Genomic DNA, 12,846 nt, shown 5'->3' with positions numbered 1-12,846 from the left:
GCAACCCGCCGATGCCAAATCCCTGTCACGACCTTGAAGCGGTGAACAATTGACGACCATGACACGTGCGACCTTCGAGCGACTCGGCCATGGGCCGTCTCGCCCGGGACGTCGTCCGGGCCACGGGCCGTCTGGCCCGGGACCTCGTCCGGGCCATGGGCCGTCTGGCCCGGGACTTCGTCCGGGCCGGGGATCGAGCGCCGCCGGCGGCCCGCGTGGCCGCGGGCCGGGCAAGGGCGGCCCGCGCAAGGGCGGGGGGCTGCACAGCTTCGGTTTCCGGACGCGGGTGGCCGGTGTCGTCGTGCTGCTCGTGGTCCTCGCGGTGGCGGCCAAGATGATCGTCGTCCACACCGTCCAGGCCGGGTCCATCTCGGCCGAGGCCGCCCAGCAACGCGAGTACACCCAGGTCCTCACGGCCAAGCGGGGTTCCATCCTCGATCGCAACGGACGTCCGCTGGCCTACACGGACGAGGCCCGGTCACTGACGTTCCTGCCCAAGGCGGTTCGCAAGTCGATCGAGGAGGAACACCGCAAGAACGCCGAACTGCCCGGTGTCGACGAGCGGCTCAAAGAGATCGCCAAGGGCGTGTCGGTCGCACTCGGCGGTTCGATCAGCGAAGAGGACCTACTCGGGAAGGTGACCGGCGACGAGCCCTTCGTGTACCTGGCGCGGGCGGTCAGCCCGGACGTCGCCAAGCGCATCACCGAGGAGTTCCCGGAGGTCGGCGCCGACCCGGAGAGCATTCGGCTCTACCCCGGAGGCTCCCTGGCGGCCAACGTCATCGGCGATGTCAACTACGACGGCAACGGCCTCATCGGTCTCGAGGCCTCGCTCGACGCGATCCTCTCCGGCAGCGACGGTTCCCGTACCTATGACCGCGGATCTGACGGCGCGATCATCCCGGGCAGCACGCGCAACGTGCACCCGGCGATCAACGGTTCCACCGTTCGTCTGACCCTGGACTCCGACACCCAGTGGTTCGTCCAGAGCCAGGTCATCAAGGCCAAACAGGCATCCGGTGCACGCGCCGCCTCGGCGGTGGTGCTCGACGCCAAGACCGGCGAGGTGCTGGCGATGGCCAACGACGGCACGTTCAACGCCTCGCTGCCGCTGTCGGATCAGCCGAAGGCCGAACTCGGCAACCCGTCGGTCACCTCCCCGTTCGAGCCCGGCTCGGTCAACAAGCTCGTCGCGGCCTCGGCCGCAATCGAGTACGGCCTCACCCGGCCGGACACCGTCCACCAGGTGCCCGGCAGCATTCAGATGTCCGGTGTCACCGTCCGGGACGCCTGGCCGCACGGTGTCGAGCCGTACACGACCACCGGCATCTTCGGGAAGTCGTCGAACGTGGGCACGCTGATGCTCGCGAAGCGGATCGGCGAGGAACGTTTCGCCGACATGCTCAAGCGATTCGGACTCGGCCAGCGCACCGGTGTCGGACTCCCGGCGGAGAGTGCCGGAGAGGTTCCCGCCCTGAGTCAGTGGTCGGGCGGTTCGTTCGCGAATCTGCCCATCGGCCAGGGGCTTTCGATGACGCTGCTGCAGATGACCGCGATGTACCAGGCGATCGCCAACGACGGTCTGCGTGTCCCGCCGCGCATCCTCGTCTCCGAGGAGCGCGATGGCAGTACCCGGGAGGGGCGTGCCCGTCCGGAGCCGGTGCGGGTCGTCAGCGAGCAGACGGCGCGGACCGTTCGCGACATGTTCCGTTCGGTGGTGCAGGACGATCCGATGGGCGTGCAGATGGGTACCGGTACCAAGGCCGCCGTCAGCGGTTATCAGGTCTCCGGCAAGACCGGCACCGCCCAGCAGGTCGATCCGTCCTGTGGCTGCTACTCGAACTCGCGGTACAACATCACGTTCGCCGGGATCGCCCCGGCCGACGCCCCCCGCTACGTCATCGGGATCATGCTCGACAACCCGCGGCGCAGCTCCGACGGCTCCGGGGGACAGTCCGCCGGTCCGCTCTTCTCGACCATCGCGTCGTGGATGCTGCAACGCGCCCAGGTCCCGCTCTCCGCGCCGGCGCCGAGGCTGACCCTCACCGCCAACTGATCACGACCGCCATGGTCGGCGCACCGCGTCCCGATCGCCGATCCCCGGTCGGTATCGTGAGTGCAATTCTGCGCCGATCACGACCACCGACCGACAGACTGCACGTACACCGACAGGAAGAACCGAGGAGGCGAACTCATGACGTCTCGTGGTTCCACGGGCAAGGGGTCGGCCGGTAGGCGCAAGGGCAAGAAGCTCCCCGGTCGTCCGCGTGAGGTCGCGCCGACATCGGCGACCGTCCTGTCGACGGCCACCGGCGCCCGGCTCGACCTCGTCGGCGGCGCCGACCGCGACACCAGCGTGCAGGGCGTGACCCTGCGCGCCCAGGACGTGCAGCCGGGCGACCTGTTCGCGGCACTGCCCGGAGCGGCCACCCACGGTGCGCGTTTCGCCGACCAGGCGGTCGCCGCGGGTGCGACCGCGATCCTCACCGACCCGGCCGGCCGGGTCGAACTCAGCCGCGTCCTGCCGCCCGAGACCGCAGTCGCGGTGCTCATCCACCCGGCCCCGCGGACCGTGCTCGGCACGGTGAGCGCCCGCGTGTACGGCAATCCCTCGCAGCGGCTCAAGCTGATCGGGATCACCGGCACCTCGGGGAAGACCACCACGTCGTATCTCGTCGAGGCGGCCCTGCTCGCCGCCGGTCATTCGGTGGGACTCATCGGGACCGTCGAGACCCGCGTGAACGGCGTCGCCCAGCCCAGCTCGCTGACGACGCCCGAGGCGCCCACCCTGCAGGCCCTGCTGGCGGCGATGCTCGAGGACGGCGTCGACGTCGTCGTCATGGAGGTGTCCAGCCACGCGCTGTCGCTCGGACGCGTCGACGGCGCCCACTTCGCGATCGGGGCCTTCACCAATCTCTCGCAGGATCATCTGGACTTCCACGGGACGATGCGCGCCTACTTCGACGCCAAGGCGCAGCTGTTCGTGCCGTCGTCGCCCACCCATGCGGTGCGCGCCGTGGTGTGCGTCGACGACGAGTGGGGTCGGCGGATGGCCGATCTCGCGCGCCGGCCGGGGGAGGCGGCGCACCTGCAGCCGGTGACGGTGTCGACCGGTGCGACGCCCGCACACTGGCACGCCGGCCCGTCGGATCTCGTCGGCGACGGCACCTCGCACACCCCCTTCACCGAACCCGACGGCGACCACGTTCTCGTCATCCCGCTGCCGGGCCGCTACAACGTGGCGAACGGCCTGCTGGCCGTCGCCGTGGCGCATGCCGCGGGGGTGCCGATCTCCACCGCCCTCGACGCGGTCGCGTCGGTGAGTGTCCCGGGACGCCTGCAGCGCGTCGATCGTGGACAGCCGTTCCTCGCGCTGGTCGACTACGCCCACAAACCCGGCGCCGTCGAGGCTGTCCTGGCGACCCTGCGGGGTCAGCTCGGCGAGGGACCCGGTCGCGTGGCCATCGTGATCGGTGCCGGCGGAGACCGCGACGCGGGCAAGCGCCCGCTGATGGGGGAGGCCGCGGCACGCGGTGCCGAACTCGTCATCGTCACCGACGACAATCCGAGGTCGGAGGAGCCGGCCGCCATCCGGTCCGAGGTTCTCGCGGGCGCGCGTGCGGTCGACGCCGCCGAACGTCCGGTGGCTGCCGAACCGATACGCGAGGTCGCCGACCGCGCGGCCGCGATCGCCGAGGCCATCGCCTGGGCGGGTCCCGGCGACATCGTGCTCGTCGCGGGCAAGGGACACGAGGCAGGGCAGGAGATCAACGGCGTGAAGCATCCGTTCGACGACCGCGACGTCGTCGCCCGAGCGCTGGAATCGTCGACCCCGCAGAGCGCACCCGCCGGCTCGGTGGCCGCGGAGGGTGATCGATGACCGGACCGTTCGTCACGGTGATCCGCGGGGATACGCCGGTGACGGTCGACGACGCACGTCTGCTCATCCGCCGGCTCGCCGAGCACGCCGGTGCGATGCGGGGCAGCACCTCGGTGGAGATGCGCGGCGACGCCGCGGGGGATCGGCCGCGCACCTGGGCGATCATCGCCGAGGTCGCCACCCCCGAGGGGAGCGCCGAGAATCAGCGTGTCGTCGAACACGATCTCCTCGGACGTCTGGCCGTCCGGTTGGCCGTCGACAAGACTCTCTGCGTGGGCGACTCCCGATCGGTGCGCGCCCTGCACCAGGGCGCCGTCATGGAGGGTTCCTGGGGTGACGAGGCGCGCATCGTCGAATCGGTCGAGGACGCCGCGGCGCTCGTCGACACCGACCCCGATTGGCGTCCCGCCGCCGGTGATGTCATTCTCCTCGCGGCCGCGAGCGCCGACCTGGACTCGGTGATCACCGCCTGGGGTACGAGCTGCGGATGGCAGATCCGCGAGGAGACGAGCGGCGGTCCCGCGGACGAAGGGACCGCACCATGAGGGCGCGCGACAAGGCGTGCCGGCCGAGAACATCGAACAGAGTCGGAGAGAAGAGCGTGGCCCGGAACGGACGAGCGAACACGAGGGCAACACGGTGACCCAGATCCTTCTCGCGGGTGCGATCGCGATCGCGGTGTCGATCCTGCTGACCCCCGTGCTCATCAAGGTGTTCTCCCGTCAGGGATTCGGCCAGGAGATCCGGGTCGAGGGTCCCCAGAGCCATCAGACCAAGCGCGGCACACCGTCGATGGGCGGCGTCGCGATCCTGGCCGCGCTGTGGGCGGGTTACTTCGGTTCGCACCTGGTCGGCCTGTTCACCGATGCCGGCAACGGCCCCACGGCGTCGGGTCTGCTCGTGCTGGGACTGGCGACCGCGCTGGGCATCGTCGGCTTCCTCGACGACATCATCAAGATCCGCAAGCACCGCAACCTGGGACTGAACAAGACCGCCAAGTCGATCGGGCAGTTCATCGCCGCGATCCTGTTCGGCATCCTCGTGCTGCAGTTCCGCAACGACTACGGCCTCACCCCGGCCAGCACCCACCTCAGCTATGTGCGCGACATCAACGCCATCGGCCTCGGCTCGGTGGTCTTCGTGATCTTCTGCTGGCTGGTGGTCGCCGCCTGGTCCAACGCGGTGAACTTCACCGACGGACTCGACGGCCTGGCCGCCGGTTCGATGGCGATGGTCCTCGGGTCCTATGTCCTCGTGACGTTCTTCCAGTTCGTCAACGCCTGCGCCGGCGGCGCCAAGCCGCCCAGCGACATCCCGACCGGGTGCTACCAGGTCCGCGACCCACTCGACCTCGCGATCATCGCGGTCGCCGGCGGCGGTGCGTGCCTCGGCTTCCTGTGGTGGAACGCCGCACCGGCCAAGATCTTCATGGGTGACACCGGTTCGCTGGCGCTCGGCGGCATGCTCGCCGGTCTGTCCATCACGACCCGCACCGAACTCCTCGCGGTCGTCATCGGCGCGCTGTTCGTGGCGGAGATCATGTCGGTGGTCATCCAGATCGCCTTCTTCCGCACCACCGGCCGCCGGGTCTTCCGGATGGCGCCCTTCCACCACCACTTCGAACTCGGCGGATGGGCCGAGACCACGGTGATCATCAGGTTCTGGCTGCTCACGGCCATCGCCTGTGCGCTGGGACTGTCCCTGTTCTACGGAGAGTTCCTGACCACCAATGGCTGATCCGCTCACCGCCGAGAACCCCACGCCGGGCAGCGACCCGCTGGGGCTGACCGGCCGGACCGTGGTGGTCGGCGGGGCGGGTACCGCCGGCATGTCCGCGGCCCGGTACCTGGTGACCCGCGACGTCCACATCGTGCTCGCCGACGACCGGTTCGCCTCGCGGAACGCCGAGACCGCCGCCCGGGAAGCGGCCGTGCGTGCGGTGGCGGGGGTCGCGGATCTGCTCTCGCAGGGTGCGGAGGCGGTCGCGATCGCCGATCTGCTCGCGGACCCGTCGTGGACCGCTGACGCCGCGGTCGTGATCGTGTCACCGGGGTTCGCACCCACGCACGACCTCGTCGGTCAGGCCGCGGCGGGCGGCGTACCGGTGTGGGGTGAGGTCGAACTGGCCTGGCGTGTCGACGCCGCGGGACTGCTCGGCGAGCCGCGCACCTGGCTGGTCGTCACCGGCACCAACGGAAAGACCACGACCACCTCGATGCTCGCCGACATCGTCGAGCGTTCCGGCCGCGCCGGCGCGGCATGCGGCAACATCGGCCTGCCGGTCCTCGACGCCATGCGGGCGACGCCCCGCGTCGACGTGCTGTGCGCCGAGTTGTCGTCGTTCCAGCTGCACTGGGCGCCGTCGGTCCGCCCGGCCGCGGGGGTGGTGCTCAACGTCGCCGAGGACCACCTCGACTGGCACGGCACCTTCGACGCCTACGCGATCGCCAAGGCCGGCGCGCTGCGCGGCGACATCGCGGTCGTGGGTCTCGACGACCCGGTCGCGTCGGGCCTGCCGGGCGCGGGACGCCGTGTCGGCTTCACTCTCGGCGCGCCGCAGGACGGTCAGCTGGGGGTCGAGGACGGCCATCTCGTCGACCGTGCCTTCGGTGCCGGTCGCCTGCTGCCCGCCGACGCCGTGCATCCGGCCGGTCCATCAGGTGTGTCCGATGCCCTCGCCGCCTCCGCACTCGCCCTCGCGATCGGTGTCGGGCGCGACGCCGTCGAGGCGGCGCTGACCGACTTCCGGCCGGCCGCCCACCGCGGCGAGGTGGTGGCGACCCGCGACGGCGTCCTCTTCGTCGACGACTCGAAGGCCACCAACCCCCATGCCGCCCAGGCGGCGGTCGCCGCCTACGACCGCGTGGTGCTGATCGCCGGCGGCCTGCTCAAGGGTGCGTCGATGGACGGGATGCTCACCGCGGTCGGCGATCGGCTCGCCGGGGTGGTCGCCATCGGGCGGGATCGTGACCTGGTCGTCGAAGCGATCGTGCGACACGCCCCAGAAGTCCCAACAGTCACAGTATTCACAGGGGACGATGGCACGGTGAACGTGCATCGCCAGGGTCAGACCGAACCCGTCCTCTCGTCGACACCATTCTCGTCGTCGGCAGAAGCCTCGGAGTCAGACAGCGCCGTCGCCGTGATGGACCGGGCGGTCGCCGAGGCATGGGAGCTCGCCGCAGCGAGTGACCCGACGCCCGACGCGGTGCTCCTCGCACCCGCCGCGGCCTCGCTGGACATGTTCGCCGGTTACGGCCGGCGCGGTGACGCGTTCGCGCACGCCGCCCGGGACATCGCCGGCACCTCCTCGTCCTCGCGGTGAGTCGCGTGAGCAGCGACAAGACCTCGGTCGACGCCGCGGCGGTGGACGACGGCGACCTCGACGATGCGACGGACGACGTGACCGACGGCGAGAACCCGTCCGGTGCGGCGCGGAACACGGCGTCGGAGCGCGCGTCGGCACGGTCGAGGCCGGGCGCGGACGTCTCGGCGGCGGCCTCGACCGCCGCCTCCGTCACCGCCTCGCTGCCGGCGCTGATCATCGACGCCGTCCGGAGCCTCCTGGCCCGACCGCTGGCCTCATATCAGCTGGTCCTCACGATGGCGTTCATGCTGACGGCCTTCGGTCTGGTGATGGTGCTGTCGGCGTCGTCGGTCGAGGGGTACTCGCAAGAGGGATCGTCCTACGGGCTCTTCACGACGCAGGTCATCTTCGCCGGGCTGGGTCTCATCGTCTTCTATCTGATGCTGCGGGTCCCCGTCCGACTGCTCCGGCGCTTCGCCGCGCCGTCGATGGCCATCGCGATCCTGCTGCTCGGGCTGGTGCTCATTCCCGGTGTCGGCACGCTCAGCCAGGGCGCGCGGCGCTGGTTCGTCATCTCCGGCGTGTCGGTGCAGCCCTCGGAGCTGGTCAAGGTGGCGCTGTGTATCTGGGGTGCGCACCTGCTGGCGTCGCGGCGACGTGACAACGCGTCGATCAAGGAACTCCTGATCCCGCTGGTTCCGGTCGCGATGCTGGTCTGCGTGCTGATCATCCTCGAGCCGAACCTCTCGACGACGATCACCATCGCGATCATCGTCGGCGCGATGCTCTGGTTCGCCGGTCTGCCGATCAAGGTCTTCTCGGCGTTCGCCGTGTCCGGTGTGATCCTCGCGGTGATCCTCGCCCTCGCCGAGGGGTACCGGTCGCAGCGCGTGATGAGCTTCCTCGGCGGCATCGACGATCCTCAGGGTGCCGGCTACCAGGCGCGCCAGGCGACCTATGCCCTGGCCAACGGCGGAGTGTTCGGTGTGGGCCTCGGTCAGTCGAGCGCCAAGTGGAACTATCTGCCCAACGCGCACAACGACTTCATCTTCGCCATCATCGGCGAGGAACTCGGCCTCCTCGGCGGGCTGCTGGTGGTGTTCCTCTTCGTCCTGCTGGGTTACATCGGGTTCCGTATCGCGCACCGCTCCACCGATCCGTTCCTGCGCCTGATGACGGCGACCATCACCGTGCTGATCCTCGCGCAGGCGTTCATCAACATCGGCTACGTGATCGGCCTGCTGCCGGTCACCGGTATCCAGCTGCCGCTCATCTCGGCCGGCGGTACCTCGACCCTGACCGTGCTCGCAATGCTCGGTCTCCTGGCCAACGCCGCACGACACGAGCCGGAGGCGGTCGCGGCGCTCACCGCCGGAACACCGGGCCGGCTGGCCCGTGTACTGCGGCTCCCGACACCGGTGGGCTACCGGCAGTCGCGAGCGGAGACCCTGCGCGATCGTCTCGACCAGCGCCGGTCGTCGGGCGGCCGGACGGCCGGACATCCGGGTGCGTCGGGACGGCCTCGGGCGACCGGACGAACCGGGGCGCCGAACCGTCGCGGACGACCGGCCGAGCCGGCTCCGAGCCGGGGTCGTTTCACGATGCCGTGGAAACGGGCGAAGTCCGCCGAACCGGCACCCGCACGCGGTGCGTCGACGCGGCGCCCTGCTACGGGTGGCCGCACCCGACCTGCGCCGTCGACACGAGCGGGCGTCGACTACCGTGGCGGGTATCCCGGCGCCGGCAGTGCACGTCGCTCGGCGTCACCGGGATGGCGGGCGGGCGCGCATCAGCCGCGTACGCCGCGGTCCGCCGATCCCGGGCGCGATCGGCCGACACACGGCCGTGTGGGACGCCGCTGATCCGGTGTTCGCGGTACGGATCTCGCTGCGCGGGACAGACGTGCACAGTGGCTGGAGATGGAGTGACAACGCCGGTGAATTCGGGTGCAGCACAATCTGATACGACCGGAGGCCCGGGTGGCCGGCCGTTGTCGGTGGTCGTCGCCGGCGGCGGGACCGCCGGCCACATCGAACCCGCGCTCGCCGTGGCCGATGCGATCACCCGTATCGACCCCACGGCCCTCGTCACCGCGCTCGGGACCAACCGCGGACTCGAGGTCGACCTGGTGCCCGAGCGGGGATACGACCTCCGGTTGATCCCGCCGGTCCCGTTGCCGCGCAAGCCCGGGATGGATCTCGCCAAGACCCCCGGCCGGCTCGTGTCCTCGGTCGCCGCGACCCGGAGGGTGCTCGCCGACGTGGACGCCGACGTCGTCATCGGCTTCGGCGGGTACGTGTCGGTCCCGGCCTACCTCGCCGCGCAGATGCACCTGCGGCGACGCAACCGCATCCCGATCGTCATCCACGAGGCGAACGCCTCGGCGGGCATCGCCAACAAGGTGGGCGCCCGGTTCGCCGACCGCGTCCTGGCCGCCGTCGACGGCTCGGGACTCGATGCGACCGTCGTCGGCATGCCCGTCCGCGGTGTCCTCACCGAACTCGACCGCCCGGCCCTGCGTGCCAAGGCCCGGCACTACTTCGGCCTCGACGAGGACGCCCCGACCCTGCTTGTCTTCGGTGGATCCCAAGGCGCGCAACGTCTCAACGATGCGGTGTCGGGGGCGGCCGAGGCTCTTGGTGAAGCGGGCGTCGGAGTCCTGCACGCGTACGGACCCAAGAACTCGATCGATCCGGTGATCGTCGACGGCGCGCCGCCGTACCGCGGTGTCGGCTATCTCAAGCGGATGGATCTCGCCTACGCCGCAGCCGATCTGGTGATGTGCCGGTCCGGGGCGATGACCGTCGCGGAGGTCTCGGCGACCGGTCTGCCCGCGATCTACGTGCCGCTGCCGCACGGCAACGGCGAACAGCGGCTCAATGCGCTACCCGTCGTCGAGGCCGGCGGTGGACTCATCATCGAGGACTCGGCGGTGAACCCGGAGTGGGTGGCACGTGAGGTGCCGGCACTGCTGCACGACGCGGAGCGGCTGCGGAAGATGTCGGCGGCCGCCGCGGGTACGGGTCATCGCGATGCCGCCGCGGCCGTGGCCGACGCCGCTCTCGAACTCGCCCGCGGGTTCCGTGCGGGCCGGAGGCCGTCGCGCAGGGCGTTTCGATCCCACCGATCGGCCGTCGAACAGTGACAATCGGACGGGACGGTGCGGGAGGTGACGACATGAGCGAGGGGACGACCGTGGGAACCGGAGGACTGCCGCCGCAGCTGGCCCGCGTGCACATGGTCGGCATCGGCGGCGCCGGGATGTCCGGGCTCGCGCGAATCCTGCTGGCCCGCGGTGGTCAGGTGTCGGGCTCCGATGCCAAGAACAGCCGCGGAATCCTCGAACTCCGCACCCGTGGAGCCCGCGTCCAGGTGGGGCACGATCCGTCGGCACTCGACCAGATCCCGGGCGGGCCGTCGGTGGTGGTGACCACGCATGCCGCGATTCCCAAGACCAACCCCGAGCTGGTGGCCGCCCGCTCGCGGGGCATCCCGATCCTGTTGCGCCCCCGCGTGCTGGCCCAGCTCATGGAGGGCGACCGGACACTGCTGCTCGCCGGGACCCACGGCAAGACCTCGACCACCTCGATGGCCGTCGTCGCGCTCCAGCACGCCGGCAGCGACCCGTCGTTCGCCATCGGCGGCGAGCTCAACGAGTCCGGCACCAACGCCCATCACGGCGGCGACCCCGTCTTCGTGGCCGAGGCCGACGAGAGCGACGGTTCGCTGCTCGAATACACCCCCGACGTCGTCGTCGTCACCAACATCGACGCCGACCATCTCGACTTCTTCGGGTCGATCGAGGCCTATGTGGAGGTGTTCGACAAGTTCACCGAACGTATCCGGACCGGCGGCACCCTCGTGGTGTGCCTCGACGACCCCGGATCGGCCGCACTGGCCGGACGTGTCTCCGACGCCCTGGCCGCGCGCGGGGTCACGACCGTCGGCTACGGCCGCGGGACCCACGCCGGGCTGGCGCCGGTGGTGCCCAACGTGGCGACGCTGCTGTCCTGGGAGCCGCGCGGCACCGGGGGAGCGGCACGGGTCCGGTTCACGACGCCGGTGACCGGCCCCGCCGACGAGGCCGGCACGGTCGTCGACCGTGAACTCGTGCTCCCGCTTCCGGGAGAACACATGGCGCTCAACGCCATCGCCGCGGTGATCGGCGCCGTCCGGATGAACGGTGCCGACACCGGCACCGACTTGGTCGGGGCCCTCGACCGAGTCCTCGCGGGGATCGGCGCATTCGGCGGCGTCCATCGCCGTTTCGAGTTCCGCGGACGCCGGGGCGGCGTCGAGGTCATCGACGACTACGCCCACCATCCGACCGAGGTGCGGTCGGTGCTCTCTGCGGCCCAGGCGATGATGGCCGCACGGGTCGGACCCGACGCGCCGCGCGGCCGTGTCATCGCGGTCTTCCAGCCCCACCTGTATTCCCGCACTCTCGAATTCGCCGACGAGTTCGCCACCGCTCTCGACCTCGCCGACACCGTGGTCGTCGCCGACGTCTACGGCGCCCGCGAGGCGCCGATCCCGGGTGTGAGCGGGCGGACGATCGCGGACCAGCTCACCTCGCCGTCGGTGTTCGCACCGGATCTGTCGCGTCTGGCCGGTCAGGTCGCCGAACTCGCCCGGCCCGGCGACATCGTGCTGACCCTGGGCGCCGGCGACATCACCATGCAGGGACCCGAGATCCTCGCCGCCCTCGGCGGGAGCACCGGGAACGACGCCGTGCACGAGAACGGTGAGGGCTCCGGAAACGGGGACCTCACGGGAGTGCCGTGATCCGCTGGCCGACCCGCCGCCGGTCGCGCCTGATCCTCGGCACCCTCATGGTCGTCGCCGCCGGGGTCGGGCTGGTCCTGATCGCCTATCTGACCCCGCTGATGTCGGTGCGCAACACCGACATCCGGGACAACGGTTCGGTCCCGGCCGACGAGATACTCCGCGCCGCCGCCGTCGCACCGGGCACCCCGCTGCTCCAGGTGGACACCCGAGCCGTCGCGCAGCGGGTCGCCACCATCCCGTCGGTCGAATCGGTCCGGGTGCAGCGGTCCTACCCGTCGTCGCTGACGATCACCGTCGTCGAGCGGATGCCGGTGGTGATCGTGACGAGCGGGGACGAGGTCCACGTCCTCGATCGTTCGGGGGTGTCCTTCCTCCACTATGTCCGCGCCCAGGGCGTGCCGCCCGAGGTGCTCAAGCTCCCCGTGCTCGAGACCCCGAATCCCGGCCCGGCCGATCCCACCACCCGGGAGGCGATCGCCGCGGTCGCCGGACTCCCGGAATCGCTGGCGCGGCAGGTCATCCGGGTGACGGCGACCTCGCCGGTCGACATCGAGTTCATCCTCACCGAGAACCGGCGGGTCGTGTGGGGGGACAGCGACCGGGGAGCGGAGAAGGCGCGAACCCTCACGTACCTGTTGAGCCGCGACGCCAAGATGTACAACGTGTCGAGTCCCGAATTCCCGGCGTACAAGTGATCCCGGCGGTCTCCGTCGGCCGGAGCGGCGCCAGATTCGTTGACGATCGGCCGGATTCACCGAAATTCGGGTGCGACTTCCCGACACGCCGGGCGCTGTTGTGGATACCGGGGCCCGCGATGCCTAGCGTCATCTCCACAACGAACTACTTGACATAACTCTAAATCTATGGTTCA

9 protein-coding genes are annotated in these 12,846 nt (G+C 70.5%); all 9 read left to right on the top strand.

The genetic code is table 11. The features are described from left to right. Positions 1-58: 58 nt before the first annotated feature. Positions 59-2,056: a peptidoglycan D,D-transpeptidase FtsI family protein gene (locus tag GAA2_RS15025; RefSeq protein WP_024500381.1), complete on the top strand. Its 1,998-nt coding sequence runs from the start codon at positions 59-61 to the stop codon at positions 2,054-2,056. Between the two features lie 138 nt (positions 2,057-2,194). Next, complete coding sequence (locus GAA2_RS15020; protein WP_024500380.1) at positions 2,195-3,880, top strand: UDP-N-acetylmuramoyl-L-alanyl-D-glutamate--2,6-diaminopimelate ligase; 1,686 nt, start codon at positions 2,195-2,197, stop codon at positions 3,878-3,880. Further along, positions 3,877-4,425 carry a hypothetical protein gene (locus GAA2_RS15015; RefSeq protein WP_024500379.1) on the top strand — a complete coding sequence of 183 codons (549 nt, stop codon included), beginning with the start codon at positions 3,877-3,879 and terminating at the stop codon, positions 4,423-4,425. The genes GAA2_RS15020 and GAA2_RS15015 overlap by 4 nt, the downstream gene beginning before the upstream one ends. 94 nt (positions 4,426-4,519) lie before the next feature. Further along, a complete protein-coding gene (gene mraY, locus GAA2_RS15010; protein ID WP_024500378.1) occupies positions 4,520-5,617 on the top strand; it encodes a phospho-N-acetylmuramoyl-pentapeptide-transferase in 1,098 nt (365 codons plus the stop codon). Next, on the top strand, positions 5,610-7,205 hold the full coding sequence (murD, locus tag GAA2_RS15005) for a UDP-N-acetylmuramoyl-L-alanine--D-glutamate ligase (protein ID WP_024500377.1): 1,596 nt from the start codon (positions 5,610-5,612) through the stop codon (positions 7,203-7,205). The genes mraY and murD overlap by 8 nt, the downstream gene beginning before the upstream one ends. After that, positions 7,202-9,049: a putative lipid II flippase FtsW gene (gene ftsW, locus GAA2_RS15000; protein ID WP_024500376.1), complete on the top strand. Its 1,848-nt coding sequence runs from the start codon at positions 7,202-7,204 to the stop codon at positions 9,047-9,049. Before murD ends, ftsW begins: the two co-directional genes overlap by 4 nt. Before the next feature lie 74 nt (positions 9,050-9,123). Next, a complete protein-coding gene (gene murG / locus GAA2_RS14995) occupies positions 9,124-10,332 on the top strand; it encodes an undecaprenyldiphospho-muramoylpentapeptide beta-N-acetylglucosaminyltransferase (protein WP_035761002.1) in 1,209 nt (402 codons plus the stop codon). Between the two features lie 32 nt (positions 10,333-10,364). After that, the gene (gene murC, locus GAA2_RS14990; RefSeq protein WP_024500374.1) at positions 10,365-11,972 is read left to right on the top strand and encodes a UDP-N-acetylmuramate--L-alanine ligase; all 1,608 of its coding nucleotides are present in this window, start codon (positions 10,365-10,367) and stop codon (positions 11,970-11,972) included. Continuing rightward, positions 11,969-12,670 (top strand): cell division protein FtsQ/DivIB, encoded by a 702-nt coding sequence (locus tag GAA2_RS14985; RefSeq protein ID WP_024500373.1) that lies wholly within the window; start codon positions 11,969-11,971, stop codon positions 12,668-12,670. Before murC ends, GAA2_RS14985 begins: the two co-directional genes overlap by 4 nt. Positions 12,671-12,846 lie beyond the last annotated feature (176 nt).

The organism is Gordonia ajococcus (assembly GCF_012974285.1).
In the GTDB taxonomy this organism is placed as follows: Bacteria; Actinomycetota; Actinomycetes; order Mycobacteriales; family Mycobacteriaceae; genus Gordonia; species Gordonia amicalis.
The sequence above is the reverse complement of the archived record's forward strand: the minus strand, read 5'-3'. Positions and strand labels throughout refer to the sequence as shown.

Bases quoted from the DNA above. Each gene is read 5' to 3' on its own strand.
- GAA2_RS15025 (WP_024500381.1), top strand. From the start codon at position 59: ATGACACGTGCGACCTTCGAGCGACTCGGCCATGGGCCGTCTCGCCCG.
- GAA2_RS15020 (WP_024500380.1), top strand. From the start codon at position 2,195: ATGACGTCTCGTGGTTCCACGGGCAAGGGGTCGGCCGGTAGGCGCAAG.
- GAA2_RS15015 (WP_024500379.1), top strand. From the start codon at position 3,877: ATGACCGGACCGTTCGTCACGGTGATCCGCGGGGATACGCCGGTGACG.
- murD (WP_024500377.1), top strand. From the start codon at position 5,610: ATGGCTGATCCGCTCACCGCCGAGAACCCCACGCCGGGCAGCGACCCG.
- murC (WP_024500374.1), top strand. From the start codon at position 10,365: ATGAGCGAGGGGACGACCGTGGGAACCGGAGGACTGCCGCCGCAGCTG.